This is a genomic window from Lysobacter sp. Soil_C_15 (genome assembly GCF_057657315.1).
The window spans coordinates 245,483-261,295 of record NZ_JBDGIR010000006.1 but is presented as its reverse complement, the minus strand read 5'-3'; the positions used below and the strand labels follow the sequence as shown (position 1 = coordinate 261,295).

The following is a 15,813-nucleotide window of genomic DNA, read 5'->3' as shown; positions in this document are numbered from 1 at the left end:
CGTTCGGGCAGCCGGTTCAGGCGGTTCGCGCGTCCTGCTCGGCGTCGTCGTCGCCGCAGCGCATGCCCAGCTTCAGCATCAGCCGGTACAGCGTCACCCGCGATACGCCCAATTCGCGCGCCGATTCGCCCAGGCGCTGGCGATTGCGCTTGAGCGCGCGCTCGATCGCTTCGCGGGTGGCGACATCGCGGGCTTCTTCCAAGGTCATCGGCCGCTCCGCGGCCGCATCGCCGATGCGCAGGTCGGCGGCGGTGATGTAGCGCCCCTCGGCCATGACCACGGCCTGGCGCACGCGGTTGATCAGCTCGCGCACGTTGCCGGGCCAGGCATGGCGCTGCATGGCCTGGCGCGCGCAGGGCGAGAAGCCCTTGAAGCCGCGCCGGCCTTCCTGCGAATAGCGGCGCAGGGCGTGGTCGGCGAGCAGGTCGATGTCGGCGCCGCGCTCGCGCAACGGCGGCATCTGCATGCGCAGCACGCACAGGCGGTGATACAGGTCGGCGCGGAACCGGCCGGACGCGACCGCGGCGTCGAGATCGTGGTGGGTCGCCGAGACGATGCGTACGTCGACCGGGATCGGGCCTTGGCCGCCGACCCGCTCGATGGTGCCCTGTTCGAGAAAGCGCAACAGCGAGGTCTGGCTGTCCAGCGGCAGGTCGCCGATTTCGTCCAGGAACAAGGTGCCGCCATGGGCCAGCTCGATCCGGCCGAGCTTGCGTTGCTGCGCGCCGGTGAAAGCGCCGCGCTCGTAGCCGAACAGTTCGGACTCGACCAGGTTGTGCGGGATCGCGCCGCAGTTGATCGCGACGAAAGGCGCACGGCTGCGCGAGGAATGCCGGTGCAGGGCCATCGCCGCCAGTTCCTTGCCGGTGCCGGTTTCGCCGGCGATGAACACCGGCGCATCGCTGCCGGCGGCCTTGCCGAGCATGCGGCACAGGGTGCGCACGCCCTCGCACTCGCCGATCATGCCGTCGACGTGATGGTGTTCGGCGCCGCGGTACTGGCCGCAGGACAGCGCCGCCATGCCATGGCCGTGGCCGATCACCGTATGCAGCACCGCCTCGGGGCAGGGCAGGGTGACGTAGTCGTAGCAGTAGTCGCGGATCAGCCGCCGCACCAGCGCATCGCTGAGCTGCTCGGCATGGATGCCGGCGATCCAGCCCGCGTTGGCAGCCGTCAGGGCGGAACTCAGTTCGCCGAGGTCGCGAGCGCTGAAGCCTTCGCGCAAATCCACCAGCACCGCGTGCGGGGTGTGCGGGCTTGCGTGCAGCATGCGCAGGGCGGCGCGCGCGTCGGCGGCGCGGCGCAGACTCCAGCCCAGGCCCCGCAACGCGGTCAAGGCGTGCATGCGCCCGACCCCGCCGGGGCTCAAATACAACAGCTCGCGCGGGCTTTCCGGCGCCGTCGCGAACGGCGCCGGCAACGTCTTGGCCGCGTGGCGACCCCCCAGGTCGCGCTGTGCTTGGTTCGACATCGCAGGTTCCCCACCGGCGCGAACGCGCCATGAACTACCGCAAGTCTTTATGTAAACGAAGATAACAGCCGAGTGCGGACAATGTGATGGGCGTCCGACATACGGTAAGAATTTGTGCTAAGCGGCGGCCGGACCGAGGGCGCCCGGCCGCCTGGGTTCAGACCCCCGGTGAGGGGCGGAACCCGGTCCTATCCCTGTTCAGCATCGTAATCGAGGTGGTAGCGCACCGCCGTTTCGACCTCGCGCTTGCTGCCGAGGAACACCGGTACGCGCTGGTGCAGGCCGGTCGGCTGCACTTCCAGCATGCGCTGACGGCCGGTGCTGGCGGCGCCGCCGGCCTGTTCGACCAGCAGGCTCATCGGGTTGGCTTCGTACATCAGGCGCAGCTTGCCGCCCTTGTCGGCGCACTTGGCGTCGAGCGGATAGCTGAAGATGCCGCCGCGGGTCAGGATGCGGTGCACGTCGGCGACCATCGAGGCCACCCAGCGCATGTTGAAGTCCTTGCCGCGCGGGCCTTCCTTGCCGCTCAACAGGTCGGCGACGTAGCGCTGCATCGGCGGCTGCCAGTGGCGCTGGTTGGACATGTTGACCGCGAATTCCTTGGTTTCCTCGGGGATCCGCATGTCGCGCGTGGTCAGCACGAAGCTGCCGACCTCGCGGTCGAGGGTGAAGGCGTGGGTACCGTGTCCGATGGTCAGCACCAGCATGGTGCTGGGGCCGTAGGTGGTGTAGCCGGCGCAGACCTGCTCGGTGCCGGGCTGGAGGAAGTCCTTGTCCTCGGCCTGGGTCACGCCGTCGGGCGCGCGCAGCACCGAGAAGATGGTGCCGACCGAGATGTTGACGTCGATGTTGGACGAGCCGTCGAGGGGATCGAACAGCAGCAGGTAGTTGCCGCGCGGGTAGACGTCGGGAATCGGATGCGAGGTGTCCATCTCTTCCGAGGCCAGGCCGGCGAGATGGCCGCCCCAGGCGTTGGCTTCGAGCAGGATCTCGTTGCTGAGCACGTCGAGCTTCTTTTGCGCCTCGCCCTGGATATTGCCCGTGCCGGCGTCGCCGAGCACGCCGCCGAGGGCGCCCTTGCCGACCGCGATCGAGATGGTCTTGCAGGCGCGGGCGACGACTTCGATCAGCAGGCGCAGGTCGGCGTTGATGCGGCCGGCGCGCTGTTCTTCGATCAGGTAACGGGTCAGGGAGATGGCGGAGCTGGGGCTGGGCGTGGGTACGGCGGACATGGGCTCGGGGCGGTGGCGGCGAGGGGCGCCATTGTCGCCGATGCCGGGCCGCGCGGCGCCTCGTCGCCGGCCCGCGTTCAGCTCGGACGCAGGCCGTCGGCTTCGCGGCGCAGGTGGCGCTCGGTCACGCCGAAGGCATGGGCGACCTCGCGCAGGCTGCGGCCGCTGCGGATCGCGGCGCGGATGCCGACCCGGCGCAGGCCGACGAACACGCCCCAGGCCGAAGGAATCTCGATGGTGCCGGCGGCGCTGGCGCGATCGAGCAACTGGCGATGGGTCAGCGGATCCAGCGGCAGGCCCATGCGCGAGGAACAGGCGGCGCGGCCGCGCGGCAGGTACAGCCGGCGCCCGCCGTGGCGGTGCACCAGCCCCAGCATCGCGCCGAAGCCGGCCTTGCCGGCCACCTCGGCGGCGACCCACGGCAGCGAGGCCAACACCTCGATGTGATGCTCCTCGCAGAACCGGCACAGGGACTCGAACTCGGGCGAGTCCGGCTCGGGCAGGCCGGCGAAGCAGGGTTGCGGGGCGCGCGTGGCGTCGCTGTGCAGAGTGAGTACGAAGTTCATATCCGGCAGAACGCTGCGGCGCCGTATTCGTGAAGCGATGCGCGCGGCGGCGATCGCGATGGGCTTCGCGCCGGCTGCGCCCCCCGAGCGCGCTGGGCGGGCGATCCGCATGTCGCCGCCGCGACGGCGTCGCTACAAGTTCGGTCTGCGGCGTCGTGCCGCAACGGGAGGCCGCTCCCGATCACGCGGCGCCATGGGAGAACACCGACATGCCCTATCAGATCTTTCAATGGAACGACGACCCGCTGGCCATCCCCGAGCGCTACTGGGCCAGTGCGCAAGGCGTGCCGCCGGAGGGCGGCGACGTGGTCGACACGGTGCGCTTCACCCAGTTCACCTCCTGCATCGGCATCCTCGCCAGCAGCGGCGAGGGCGAGGACACGCAGGTGGTCGGCATCCACCTGTCGTTGATGGACGCGAACGACAACTGGTTCGATATCGGCGCGGCGCAACAGGTCATGGCGGTGCTGGCGAACTATCCGGACAATCGCTGGATCGTCGGCCAGACCACGATCTGGGAGGACACCGATACGGTCAGCGCCGCCTACCAGTACCTGGTCGACCAGATCGGCGAAGCCAACTACCTGTCCGCCGACGACGGCTACTACTCCGGCGCGATCAACCAGGTCGACGAGCTGGAAGCCCGCTACGTCGCAGCCTGAGGCCGCGGCGGCGCTACCATGGCGGCGTCGCCCGACGCCACGCCGCCTTGCTTCCGACCGCCGCCACCGCCGAATCCGCGCCGCGCCGCAAAGTCCTGCACATCGACATGGACGCGTTCTACGCCTCGGTCGAGCAGCGCGACGACCCGGCCTTGCGCGGCCGGCCGGTGGTGGTGGCCTGGCGCGGCGCGCGCTCGGTGGTGTGCGCGGCCAGCTACGAGGCGCGCAAGTTCGGCGTGCGCTCGGCGATGCCGGCGGTGCGCGCCGAGCGGCTGTGCCCGCAGGCGGTGTTCGTGCCGCCGGACTTCGTCCGCTACAAGGCGGTGTCGCGCCAGGTGCGCGAGATCTTCGCCCGCCACACCGACCTGATCGAGCCGCTGTCGCTGGACGAGGCCTACCTGGACGTCACCGCGACCAAGACCGGCCTGCCCTCGGCCACCGCCACCGCCGAAGCGATCCGCGCCGCGATCCGCGAGGAGACCGCGCTGACCGCCTCGGCCGGGGTCGCGCCGAACAAGTTCCTGGCCAAGATCGCCTCCGACTGGAACAAGCCCGACGGCCTGTTCGTGATCAAGCCGCACCAGGTCGAGGCCTTCCTGGCGCCGTTGCCGGTAGGGCGTCTGCCCGGGGTCGGCAAGGTGATGGAGCGCAAGCTCGCCGAACTCGGCGTGGCGGTGGTCGCCGACCTGCGCGCGCTGGGGGCGTTGGCGCTGGAGCAGCGCTTCGGCCGCTGGGGCAGGCGCCTGCACGAACTGTCGCAGGGCATCGACGAGCATCCGGTCGAGCCGGAGCGGCCGACCTTGCAGATCTCGTCCGAGGACACCTTCGCCGAAGATCTGCCGTTGGAGGCGCTGGACGAGGACATCCGCCGCCTCGCCGAAAAGACCTGGGACGGTTACCGGCGCGAGTTGCAGCGCACCCCGGGACGGATCGCGCGCACCGTGGTGCTCAAGCTCAAGACCGCCGACTTCCGCATCCTCACCCGCAGCCTGACCGCTGCGCAGCCGCCGGCCGGTGCGGACGAACTGGCGCGGATCGCCGCCGCGCTGCGCGGCCGGGTCGAGCTGCCCGCGCAAACCCGCTACCGACTGGTCGGGGTCGGCCTGTCGGGGTTCGTGCGCGAAGACGAGGCCCAGCCGCAGTCGGACCTGTTCGACGATCGCGACGCGACCGCCGGCGACTGAGTCAGGCCGCGGCGGGTTCTTCCATCCGCACCACGTAGCGCACCGCGTCCATCCGCACCGCGCGCAGCGGCGCGTCCACCTGGCGCGCGGCCTCGCTCCACAGCGGCGACTGGCATTGCAGGTTCAGGCAGCCGAAGCGCTGCGCGGCCTCGCGCGCCAGGCGGAACAGCTCGACCTCGATGCCCCGGTCGCGCCACGGCGCGCGCAGGTAGGGGTCGTCCAGGTGCAGGCAGTAGGCGCGTTCGAGCATCGAGAAGCCGGCGGTGGCGCTGGCGTAGCCCACCGCCTGGCCGTCGACCTCGGCGATCCAGGCCCAGGCGGCGTACGGCGGCTCGAACAGCACTTCCAGCAGCTCCAGCGCATCGCTGCGCGGCGGTCCATAGGGGCGCCGTTCCAGCGCGCGCTGTTCGATGTGCTCCTGGCACAGCGCGATCAGCAAGGCGGCGTCCTGGCGCTGGACGGGACGGACCACCAGGCCGGCGGCGGCGTTCGCGCCGGAGGGGGCGGCGGCGGGCTGGGCTTTCATCGCGGGGGCTCCTGAAAGGCGGGGACTGAAAGGGCGCAAGCGGGATTCGCCGGCGGCCCGGGCGCAGCGGGCGCGGTAGCATCGGCGGCGAGCGCCGGACCGCGGGCGCTCGGCCCGGACCAAGGCATCCTGCGCCCGGGCTTTTAAGAACTTTTTAATCGTGCCGGCGCACAGTGCGTCCGGTGCAGCGACGCAACGACGCAGACGGACGGAGCATGAAGATCCTGTTGGTGGAAGACGACGCCATGCTCGCCGAGGCGGTGCGCACCGGCCTGCGCCACGACGGCGGCCGGGTCGACTGGGTCGCCGACGCGCCGTTGGCCAAGACCGCGCTGGTCGATCACGACTACGACGCGGTGGTGCTCGACCTGGGCCTGCCCGGCGGCAGCGGCTTGAGCGTGCTGGCGACCCTGCGCAACCGCTACGACGCCACCCCGGTGCTGATCGTGACCGCGCGCGACAAGCTCAGCGAGCGCATCGCCGGGCTCGACGCCGGCGCCGACGACTACATCGTCAAACCCTTCCAGCTCGACGAGCTGGGCGCGCGGCTGCGCGCGGTGATGCGGCGCAGCCAGGGCCGGGTGTCGCCGGTGCTCAGCTGCGGCAGCGTGGTGCTGGACCCGGCGCGGCGCCTGGTGACCCGCGACGGCGAACCGGTCGCGCTGAGCGGCCACGAGTTCCGCACCCTGATGCTGTTGCTCGAACGCCAGGGCCGCGTGGTCACCCGCGAGCAACTGGAGGAAGCGGTGTACGGCAGCTCCGGCACGATCGAGAGCAACACCATCGCGGTCTACGTGCACCAGTTGCGGCGCAAGCTCGGCGAGCCGCTGATCGTGACCGTGCACGGCTACGGCTACCGCATCGGCGGTGGCCCGAATTGAGCATGCGGCGCCATCGCCCTGCCGGCGCCGCGGACGCGAGCGCGGCCGACCCGGCCACCGCCGATGTCGCGGACTGGCGCGAACGCCGCCGCCAGGCGCGCCGCGAGCATTGCCGGCGGATGCGCGAATTCCCCGGCGGGCGTTCGCTGCGCTGGAAACTGACCTGGGTGTTGATCAAGGCGGTGCTGCTGGCCTGGTTCGTCTGGCTGAGCTGCCAGGTCTGGCAACTGGGCCGCGAGCACACCGGCATGCTCGACAATTCGCTGCGCGAGATCGCCGAGCAGGTGCTGGGTTCGATGCCCGAAGGCTTGGACCGCCTGCCCTCGCGCGACCCGGCGCGGCCGACGCTGCCGATGGAGGCCGACCGCAAGATGAGCTTCCAGGTCTGGGCCAACGGCCGCAACGTGGTGTATTCCGCGGCGGCGCCGCTGCAGCCGCTCAACCCTGAGTTCAAGGACGGTTTCGCGCGCCGGATCATCGACGGCGAGCGCTGGCAGGTCTACACCCTGACCGATCCGCAGCGCGGCCTGGTGGTGCAGGTCGGCCGGACCAAGCGCATGGCGATCGAGGAACTGCAGGGCTGGATCGTCGGCAGCCTGCTTGCGGCGGCGCTGATCCTGGTGTTGTTCGCGCTGGCCACCTGGCTGGTGATCGGGCGTTCGCTGCGGCCGATCACCGCGCTGCGCGACATCCTGCGCCAGCGCCAGCCGCTGGACCTGACCCCCTTGCCGACCCAGGCCTTGCCGAGCGAGTTCCGGCCGCTGGTCGACGCTTTCAACGGCCAGCTCGAGCGCGTCGACGCCGCGGTCCAGCACGAGCGCCGCTTCATCGCCGACGCCGCGCACGAGCTGCGCACGCCGCTGGCGGTGCTGAGTACCCACGCCGAACTGGCCCTGCGCGCGACCACCCTGGAAGACAAGAACGGCGCCCTGCAGCGGCTCAACGCCGGGGTCCAGCGCGCGGCGCGGCTGTCGGAACAGTTGCTCGACCTGGCCCGGCTGGACGCCGGCGAAGAGTCGGTGCGGCTCAAGCCGCTGGACCTGTCGGATCTGATCGTGCTGGTGATCCGCGACTTCGAGACCCTGGCGCGCGAGCGCCGCCAGCGGATCAGCCTGCGCACCGGGCCGTCGCCCTTGCTCGGCGACGTCGACCAGCTCGGCATCCTGCTGCGCAACCTGCTCGACAACGCGGTGCGCCATGCCGGCGCCGACGGCCAGATCGCGGTCAGCTGCACCCGCGGCGACGACGGCGCGGTCGAACTCAGCGTCGCCGACAGCGGCTGCGGGGTCGCGGCGGAAGATTGCGAACGGATTTTCGACCGCTTCTACCGCGCCCCGGGCAGCCCCGACGGCGGCAGCGGCATCGGCCTGTCGCTGGTCGCGCGCATCGCCCAGACCCACGGCGCGCGGATCGAATGCGGCCCGGGCCTGGAGCGCGGCAGCGACGACCCGCGCGGCCCGGGCCGCGGCTTCGAGGTGCGGCTGCGGTTCCCGGGACCGCCGGCGGCTTAAGCGCTGGGGCGACAGCAACGGCAACGGCAACGGCAACGGCGACAGCAACAGCAACAGCAACAGCAAATCCCCCCTGCCCCCCTTTTTCAAAGGGGGGAACAGCAAGCTGCATCGCGGTGGAAGTAGCGGCCTCGCGATCTCCGTGGATGTCGTGGAAGCCCGACCGCAGCGGATCCACCCGAAGCATTCCCCCCTTTGAAAAAGGGGGGCCAGGGGGATTTGCTTTTGCTTCGATTGCGAAAATCCCCCTCCCCGCCGCCCTGCTGACAACAAGCTGGCAGCAGCCCCCGCGCACAGTGTCGCGGTGCGATCGGCACGGCAGAGGGGTGCGGCATGGACCGGCAGCGACGGACGATCCTGCGTTTGGGGGCGAGCGCGCAGCTCGCGGCGTGGGCGACGCTGTTGCCGACAGGCGCGGTTGCCGGCGGCGCAGGCGCCGCCGCCGCTGCGAGCGCAAACGGCACCGGCGACGATGGCGAGCGCGACGGCCGCCACGATTTCGACTTCTATCACGGCCGCTGGCGGGTCGAGAACCGGCGCCTGGCGCAGCGCCTGGCCGGCAGCGACGACTGGATCGAGTTCGAAGCCAGCGACGAATGCCGGCCGGTGCTCGGCGGGCTGGGCAGCGTCGACCGCTACCGCACCGACTGGAACGGCGGCATCGAGGGCTTCGCCCTGCGCCTGTACCGGCCGCAGAGCCGGCAATGGCACGTGTACTGGGCCAGCGACCGCGACGGCGTGCTCGAACCGCCCCTGGTCGGCGGCTTCCGCGACGGCGTCGGCCTGTTCGAGGGCCTGGAAGCGCACCAAGGCCGGATGCTGCGCGCGCGCGCGACCTGGTCGCAGATCCGCGCCGACAGCGTGCACTGGGAACAGGCGCTGTCGCCCGACGACGGCCGCACGTGGGAAACCAACTGGGTCATGCGCATGACCCGCATCGACTGACCCGCATCGACCGACCGCATCGACCGACCCCATCGACCGACCCGACCAGGAGACCGGCGCCATGACCGCCACCGCAGCCCAATCGACCCTCGCCGCCTCCGCGCGCGACGACGGCCGCCACGACTTCGACTTCCTGCACGGCCGCTGGCAAGTGCGCAACGAACGCCTGCGCGAGCGCTTGAGCGGCAGCGACGACTGGGAAACCTTTCCGGCGCTGCAGACCTGCGCGCCGGTACTCGGCGGACTCGGCAACGTCGACGCCTTCGTCAGCGACTGGGACCGACCCGGCGCGCCGGGCCGTTTCGAAGGCATGACCCTGCGCCTGTTCGATCCGGTGCGGCGGCAGTGGAGCATCTACTGGGCCGGCAACCACGACGGCGTGCTCGAACCGCCGGTGGTCGGCGGCTATCGCGACGGCGTCGGCCGCTTCGAAGGCGAACTCGAACACGCCGGCCGCGCGGTGCTGGCGCGTTTCGTCTGGAGCGGCATCAGCGCGAACACCGCGCATTGGCACCAGCAGTTCTCCAGCGACGGCGGACGCAGTTGGGAAACCAACTGGCATATGTGGCTGCGCCGCTGCGGCGACGACGGCCGCCTGCTGCACGAGGACGCAGTGATCGAGCTACGCCGCTATCGCCTGCAGCCGGGACGGCGCGAGGAACTGATCGAGCTGTTCGAGCGCGAATTCGTCGAGCCGCAGGAAGCGGTCGGCATGCATTTGATCGGCCAGTTCCGTGACCTCGACGACGACGACCGCTACACCTGGATCCGCGGCTTCCCCGACCACACGCTGCGACGCAGCGCGCTGGAAGGCTTCTACGGCGGGCCGACCTGGAGGCGCCACCGCGAAGCGGCCAATGCGACCATGGTCGACAGCGACGACGTGCTGATGCTCAAGCCGGCCTGGCCGGGCGCGGGCTTCGCCGCGGCCGCGCAGACGCGGCCGGCGCCGGGCGCGCCCGTGGAAGCCCGACCCGGGCTGATCCTCGCCGGCGTCTGCGCCCTGGCTCCGGCCGCGGCGGCCGGCTTCGCCCGCGCCTTCGAACGCGAGTTCGCTCCTGCCCTGCGCGCGTCCGGCGCCGAGTTGTTGGGCGTGTACCTCAGCGACGACACGCCGAACAAGTTTCCGCGTTTGCCGGTGCGCGAGGACGGCCCGCACCTGGTCTGGTTCGCGCGGGTCGAAGACGCGTCCGCGGCGGCACGGCTGCAGGCCGACCCGGCGTGGCGCGCGCATTGGGCCCAGGCCGAGCGCGAGGCCCTGCGCGGGCCGCCGGAGTGGCTGCGTTTGGCGCCCACGCCGCGTTCGGAGCTGCGCGGGTGAACCCGCGCCGCTGCGGTACCGCTGCGCTTGAGCGCGGCGCGGCGGCGCGGGATCATGCCGCATGCGCCGCGCCGACCGCCTGTTCCTGCTGATCCACGCCCTGCGCGGCCGCCGCCATGCGATCACCGCCCAGCAACTGGCGCAGACCCTGGAAGTCTCGCTGCGCACGATCTACCGCGACGTCGCCGACCTGCAGCGCTCCGGCGTGCCGATCGAAGGCGAGGCCGGAGTCGGCTATCTGCTGCGCAAGGGCGCGGACATCCCGCCGCTGATGTTCAACCCCGACGAGCTCGAGGCCCTGGTGGTCGGCACGCGCTTCGTGCGAGCCTTCGGCGGCGAGCGCCTGGGCCGCGGCGCCACCGCCGCCTTGCTCAAGATCGAGGCGGTGCTGCCGCCCGAGCTGCGCGCCCGCAGCGCCCGCACCCGCATCTTCGCTCCGCAGTTGGACAACCGCATCGAGGCCAGCGGCCTGATCGACGCGCTGCATGCGGCGGTGCTGGAACAGCAGGTGCTGCGCCTGAACTATCGCGACAGCGAAGCGCGCAGCAGCGAACGCGAGATCGAGCCGTTGTGCCTGTCGTTCTGGGGCGGCAGCTGGACCCTCGGCGCCTGGTGCCGGCTGCGCACGGGCTTCCGCAGCTTCCGCCCGGACCGGATCGCCGACTACGCCGCCACCGGCGAGCGCTTCGGCGAATCGCGCGAACGCGGTCTGGACGCTTACCTGCGTTCGGTAGGCGGGCAGGGATTGGAGCCGGTGTAGGCACAGAGGCGGAACTGAAGTGCTCCAAGCGATGCTTCCTTGGGGCGTGTCGCGAACCATTGCCCCCTTTCAAGAAGGGGCAAGCGCCCGGTGCAAGCGCGAAGTCCGATCGGACGGGCGGCGCGGGGGATTTGCTTTTCGCATGCAACATCAAGAGCAAATCCCCCCTACCCCCCTTTTTCAAAGGGGGGAACAGCACGGGCTTGCGCAACGACAGTCGCCCTGTTTTGCTCTTCCCGAGTCCCGAGTCCCGAGTCCCGAGTCCCGAGTCCCGAGTCCCGAGTCCCGAGTCCCGAGTCCCGAGTCCCGAGCCCCGTCCCTCAGCGGATCCGCACCGCTTCCAGCCGCGCCAGCTTGTCCGGGTTGCGCATGATGAAGATGTCGCGCAGGCGGTCGTCGTCGTCGTAGCCGAAGCTGATCGCCGCTTCGATCTTGCCGTCGCGTTCCAGGATCACGCCGCGCGAGCCGTTGAGGTCGACGAACAGCCAGCGGTCGTCGCGGCAGGCCGGGTGCAGCACGGCCTGGATGAAACCCAGCACCGCGTCGCGGCCGTGCAGGGCTTCGGCCACCGCGGCGACCTTGCCGCCGCCGTCGGCGCGCAGGGCGATCTGTTCCGACAGCAGCGCGGCCAGCGGCGCGGTGCGGCCCTCGACCAGGGCGGTCTCGAACGCGGCCAGCAGCTGCTCCTGCTGCTCGGCCGGGGTGACGTGGCGGACCTTGGACCGTTCGACATGTTCGCGCGCGCGCTGGACCAGCTTGCGGCACGCGGCTTCCTCGATGTCCAGGGTCTGGGCGACATCGGCATAGGACTGTTCGAAGATCTCGTACAGCAGATAGGCGGCGCGCTCCTTCGGCGTCAGCCGCTCCAGCAACAGCAGGAACGCGGTCGACAACGACGAGGCCAGGGCCAGCTGCTGCTCGGGCTGGTCGGCGCTCTCGGCCTGGATCGGTTCGGGCAGCCAGGAGCCGACATAGTCGACCCGGCTGCGGTGGGCCGAACGCAGCAGATCGATGCAGCGTCGGGTGCAGGCCGTGGTCAGCCAGGCGGCCGGATTGTCGATGCCGTTGCGCTCGGTGTTCTGCCATTTCAGGAAAGTGTCCTGGACCGCGTCCTCGGCGTCGGCGCGCGAGCCGAGGATGCGGTAGGCCAGGCCGGTCAGCATCGGCGCGGTCTGGGCGAACAGGCGGTGGTCGTCGTCGGCGGTCATGATCGATTCCTCGGTGCGGCGCGGATGATAGCCAGCGCCGCGGCCTTTGCCGACGCGTACGGCTCCGCAGCGCGCGGTACGCAGCGTCCCGCGTTCAGTGCTTGGAGACCTGCAGCCGGTTCCACAGGTTGATCATGCCGACCAGCGAGGTCAGCGCGCCGATCTGGGCATCGTCGTAGTGGGCGCGCAGTTCGCTGCGCAACGCGGCGTAGTCGCTGCGCTCTTCGATCCGGGTCAGCGCCTCGGTCCAGGCCAGCGCGGCGCGTTCGGCCGGGCTGAAGTCGCCGACGTGGCGCCACACGGTCAGGTGATCCAGGCGGGCCTGGGTTTCGCCGTCGGCGCGCGCCTCGCGCAGATGCATCCTGATGCAAAAGGCGCAGCCGTTGAGCTGGGAGGCGCGCAGCTGGATCAGATGGTAGACCGCGCGCGGCAGCCCGCGTTGGTCGATCGCGGCCTGGACGCTGCCGTGGACGGCGCCGAGCTGGCTGAGGATCTCGGGGATTTCGCGTTCGTACTTGATGGCGTCGGTCTGGCTCATGGGGCGCTCCGGCATGGTTTGGATGGGCTGACACCGGTTCGACGATCCAGCCCGCCGGCGTGTGACATCCCCGCGGAAAAATTTCCCGCGCCTGTGGGGGCGACGTGAGCCGCGGCGATGCCCGCGCTACAACGACGCGGCCGATCCACCGCGCATGGGCAGCACGGCGGCAACGGCTTCGGTGAGCGGCGACGAAAGCCGGTTGTCTGCGCATCCCCGGTCGCGGCTTGCGCCGCTCCTACAGGCGGGGCATGCTCCTGCGGGTCCCGAGTCCACAATCCCCAACATCAAATCACCCGCAAGGTGATCGCCTTCAGCACCGCCCGGGTGCGGTCGCGGGTGTCGAGCTTTTCCAGGATCGTCGAGACGTAGTTCTTGACCGTGCCTTCGGCCAGGAACATGGCGCGGGCGATTTCCTTGTTGGAGTAGCCGCCGGCCATCAACCGCAGCACCGAGACCTCGCGTTCGGTGAACAGCGCGCGCGGGGCGTCGTCGGCGTGGTAGCGGTAGCGCGCGCGCACCGGCTCGGTGCTGACCGGTTGCAGCAGGGTCTCGCCGGCGGCGACCCGGGCGATGGCGTCGCGCAGGTCTTCCGGGGCGGCGTCCTTGAGCAAAAAGCCCTGGGCGCCGGCTTCGGTCGCGCGCAACAGCAGCTCGCTGTCGTCGAAGGTGGTCAGCAGCAACACCGGCGTGGCGTCGCCGCGCTCGCGCAGGCGCAACAGGGCGTCGATGCCGTCCAGGCCAGGCATGCGGATGTCGCTGAGGATCACATCGACGGAGGTGTCGGCGAGGCGGTCGAGCAAGGCCTGTCCGTCGTCGGCCTCGAACGCGATCTGCAGGCCCAGCCGCTCGAGCAGGGCGCGCAGGCCGGCGCGGACCAGGGTCTGGTCGTCGGCCAGGGCGAGCCGGATCGGCGCGCGCGGTGCGGTCGCGGCGCTCATGCCGGCCGTTCCGATGTGGGCCGCTCCAATGTGGGCCGCTCCGAGGTGGGAAGCTCCGCCTCGATCCGCAGCGCCCCGCGCGCATTGGCAGCCAGCTGCAGGCGGCCGCCGAGCGCGGCGATGCGTTCGCGCATGCCGGTCAGGCCGTTGCCTTCGCGCAGCGCGCCGCGGACCCGGCCGTCGTCCTCGATCGACACTCGCAAGCGACCGGGTTCGGCCCGGACCTCGACCCGCACCCGCTCGGCCTCGGCATGGCGCGCGCTGTTGGTCAGCGCTTCCTGCACCAGCCGCAACAGAGCCTCGGCCAGGGCCGGATCGGTCAGGTGCAGGCGCGGGTCGATGTCCAGGTCCAGCACCGGCCGCGGCAGCGGCGCGGCCAGCGCGCGCAGCGCGGTGGCCAGGTCCAGCCCGCGCGCGTCGCGCAGGGCCTGGACCACGTTGCGGATATCGCCGAGCAGTTCGACCGCCAGTTGCTGGGCCAGTTGCACCTCGCGGCGCTGGCCGAGCCCGGGTTCGGCGGCGAGCGCGCGTAGGTTCAGGGTCATCGCGGTGAGCTTGTGCCCGGCTACGTCGTGCAGCTCGCGCGCGACCCGCAGGCGTTCGGCATCGCGCGCGCTGTCGGCCAGCAGGGCGCGGGTGGCGAGCAGATCGGCGTTGACCAGGGCCAGGCGGTCGCGGGTCTGCTCGGCGCTGCGCGCGTAATGCGCGACCAGCGCGGCGAAGCTCTGGAAGCCGGCGAAGATCAGGGTGACGATGAACGGCGCGCCGTGGCCGGCCTGGCGCAGGATCAGGTACAGGGCCAAGTTGAGCAGCAACGCGATCGCCAGCACCGGCCGCGGCGGCAGGGCCATGGCCAGGTGCGCGGCGACGATCACCAGCAGTGCCGGCGCGGCGCCGCCGGCCGGCGCCAGCCAGACCACCGCCAGCGCGCTCAGGCATTCCGGCACGAACAGCCACGCGCGCCAGCTCGGCCGCGACGGCGGCAGCAGGTCGTGGCCGAGGAAGCAGGCCAGGAACAGCGCCATCGCCAGCCATTGCGCGGCGCGCTCGGCATCGTCGTCGTAGCGCAGCGACAACAGCACCGCCAGCCAGGTCAGCACGGCGGGCAGGTTCAGCGGTTGCAGCAACGAGCGCAGGCGGCCGGACATGGCCGGATGCTGCGCGCGGCGCCGCGCGCAGGCAATGGCCGCGCAGCAGAAAGTGACTTCCGGCAGGGTCGATCGACGACTCCTGGCCCCTGTGCCGGCGCCGGCCGCGACGCAGCATGGTCCGGCGCCCATCACTTTCACCGCGGGCGCCCTACCGGAGCCGCCGCCATGTTGTCCGCCTACGATTGGATCAAGACCCTGCACATCGCCGTCGGCGTGGTCGCGCTGATCGGGTTCTGGAGCGCCGGCCTGGCGCGCAAGGGCAGCCCCCTGCACCGCCGCGCCGGGCGGATTTTCCTTTTGGCGATGACCGGGATCCTGATCACCGGCGTGCCGATGGCGGCTTACAAGCTCGAACAAGGCCATCCGGTCACCGGCGCCTTTCTCGGCTATCTGCTGGTGATCACCGCTACCGGGGTGTGGACCGGCTGGCGCGCGATCGCCGACAAGCGCGACGTGCGCCGCTACACCGGGCCGGTGTACGTGGCCCTGGCCGGGTTGTCGCTGCTGTCGGGCGCGGCGATCCTGGCGCTGGGCCTGCGCATCGGCGCGCCGCTGCTGACCGGCTTTTCCAGCATCGGCTTGTTCATCGGCGCCGACCTGCTGCTCAAGCGCCTGCGCCGCGAGCGCCTGGCCGCGCGCCCGCGCTGGTGGCTGATCGAGCACTACACCGCGATGATCGGCAACGGCATCGCCACCCATATCGCCTTCCTCGGCATCGGCCTGCCGCGCCTGTTTCCGGCGATCGATGGGGCGGCCCTGCACTACGCGGCCTGGTTCGGCCCGCTGCTGGTCGCGATCGGCGCCAAGCTCTGGTTCGACCGCCGCTGGCGCGCGCCGCAGCCGGCGAGCGTGGGCGCGCCAGCGCCGGCACAGATCGGTTGAACTGCGACGCAGGCGCAAGGATCACAGTCGCGGC

The 15,813-nt window shown here is 71.1% G+C and carries 16 protein-coding genes; 8 read left to right on the top strand and 8 right to left on the bottom strand.

Annotation, left to right across the window (positions count from 1 at the left end; translation table 11 throughout):
* Positions 1-16 precede the first annotated feature (16 nt).
* The 3 genes from AC3A57_RS15960 to AC3A57_RS15950 form a co-directional block, all read right to left on the bottom strand.
* A complete protein-coding gene (locus tag AC3A57_RS15960) occupies positions 17-1,471 on the bottom strand; it encodes a sigma-54 dependent transcriptional regulator (RefSeq protein WP_487579816.1) in 1,455 nt (484 codons plus the stop codon).
* A gap of 188 nt (positions 1,472-1,659) precedes the next feature.
* The gene (locus AC3A57_RS15955; RefSeq protein ID WP_487579815.1) at positions 1,660-2,703 is read right to left on the bottom strand and encodes a class 1 fructose-bisphosphatase; all 1,044 of its coding nucleotides are present in this window, start codon (positions 2,701-2,703) and stop codon (positions 1,660-1,662) included.
* A gap of 77 nt (positions 2,704-2,780) precedes the next feature.
* Positions 2,781-3,269 carry a hypothetical protein gene (locus tag AC3A57_RS15950; RefSeq protein WP_487579814.1) on the bottom strand — a complete coding sequence of 163 codons (489 nt, stop codon included), beginning with the start codon at positions 3,267-3,269 and terminating at the stop codon, positions 2,781-2,783.
* Between the two features lie 209 nt (positions 3,270-3,478).
* Between AC3A57_RS15950 and AC3A57_RS15945 the strand changes: the two genes are divergently transcribed.
* Together AC3A57_RS15945 and dinB are read left to right on the top strand one after the other, a co-directional pair.
* Entirely contained in the window at positions 3,479-3,931 is a 453-nt protein-coding gene (locus AC3A57_RS15945) for a hypothetical protein (RefSeq protein WP_487579813.1), read from the top strand.
* A 47-nt stretch (positions 3,932-3,978) separates the two neighbouring features.
* On the top strand, positions 3,979-5,115 hold the full coding sequence (gene dinB / locus AC3A57_RS15940) for a DNA polymerase IV (protein WP_487579812.1): 1,137 nt from the start codon (positions 3,979-3,981) through the stop codon (positions 5,113-5,115).
* Between the two features lies 1 nt (position 5,116).
* Here the strand turns inward: dinB and AC3A57_RS15935 are convergent, their stop codons facing one another.
* A complete protein-coding gene (locus tag AC3A57_RS15935) occupies positions 5,117-5,641 on the bottom strand; it encodes an N-acetyltransferase family protein (RefSeq protein WP_487579811.1) in 525 nt (174 codons plus the stop codon).
* Between the two features lie 215 nt (positions 5,642-5,856).
* Here AC3A57_RS15935 and AC3A57_RS15930 point away from each other — a divergent pair, with 215 nt between their 5' ends.
* The 5 genes from AC3A57_RS15930 (at position 5,857) to AC3A57_RS15910 (ending at position 11,059) form a co-directional block, all read left to right on the top strand.
* Positions 5,857-6,522, top strand: coding sequence for a response regulator transcription factor (locus AC3A57_RS15930; RefSeq protein ID WP_221670715.1), 666 nt, complete (start codon positions 5,857-5,859; stop codon positions 6,520-6,522).
* A 2-nt stretch (positions 6,523-6,524) separates the two neighbouring features.
* Positions 6,525-8,033, top strand: a complete 1,509-nt coding sequence (locus AC3A57_RS15925; protein WP_487579810.1) for an ATP-binding protein — start codon at positions 6,525-6,527, stop codon at positions 8,031-8,033.
* A gap of 333 nt (positions 8,034-8,366) precedes the next feature.
* Positions 8,367-8,978, top strand: coding sequence for a hypothetical protein (locus AC3A57_RS15920; RefSeq protein WP_487579809.1), 612 nt, complete (start codon positions 8,367-8,369; stop codon positions 8,976-8,978).
* 61 nt (positions 8,979-9,039) lie between these two features.
* Positions 9,040-10,299, top strand: a complete 1,260-nt coding sequence (locus tag AC3A57_RS15915; protein ID WP_487579808.1) for an NIPSNAP family protein — start codon at positions 9,040-9,042, stop codon at positions 10,297-10,299.
* Between the two features lie 61 nt (positions 10,300-10,360).
* Entirely contained in the window at positions 10,361-11,059 is a 699-nt protein-coding gene (locus AC3A57_RS15910; RefSeq protein ID WP_487579807.1) for a helix-turn-helix transcriptional regulator, read from the top strand.
* Positions 11,060-11,379: 320 nt separating this feature from the next.
* Here the strand turns inward: AC3A57_RS15910 and sigJ are convergent, their stop codons facing one another.
* The 4 genes from sigJ to AC3A57_RS15890 form a co-directional block, all read right to left on the bottom strand.
* Positions 11,380-12,267 carry an RNA polymerase sigma factor SigJ gene (gene sigJ, locus AC3A57_RS15905; RefSeq protein ID WP_487579806.1) on the bottom strand — a complete coding sequence of 296 codons (888 nt, stop codon included), beginning with the start codon at positions 12,265-12,267 and terminating at the stop codon, positions 11,380-11,382.
* A gap of 94 nt (positions 12,268-12,361) precedes the next feature.
* Positions 12,362-12,805 carry a carboxymuconolactone decarboxylase family protein gene (locus AC3A57_RS15900; RefSeq protein WP_487579805.1) on the bottom strand — a complete coding sequence of 148 codons (444 nt, stop codon included), beginning with the start codon at positions 12,803-12,805 and terminating at the stop codon, positions 12,362-12,364.
* A gap of 287 nt (positions 12,806-13,092) precedes the next feature.
* On the bottom strand, positions 13,093-13,746 hold the full coding sequence (locus AC3A57_RS15895) for a response regulator (protein WP_221670722.1): 654 nt from the start codon (positions 13,744-13,746) through the stop codon (positions 13,093-13,095).
* Positions 13,743-15,026 (bottom strand): sensor histidine kinase, encoded by a 1,284-nt coding sequence (locus tag AC3A57_RS15890; RefSeq protein WP_487579804.1) that lies wholly within the window; start codon positions 15,024-15,026, stop codon positions 13,743-13,745. Before AC3A57_RS15890 ends, AC3A57_RS15895 begins: the two co-directional genes overlap by 4 nt.
* Before the next feature lie 36 nt (positions 15,027-15,062).
* Here AC3A57_RS15890 and AC3A57_RS15885 point away from each other — a divergent pair, with 36 nt between their 5' ends.
* Positions 15,063-15,779: a DUF2306 domain-containing protein gene (locus AC3A57_RS15885; protein ID WP_487579803.1), complete on the top strand. Its 717-nt coding sequence runs from the start codon at positions 15,063-15,065 to the stop codon at positions 15,777-15,779.
* The last annotated feature ends 34 nt before the right edge of the window (positions 15,780-15,813 follow it).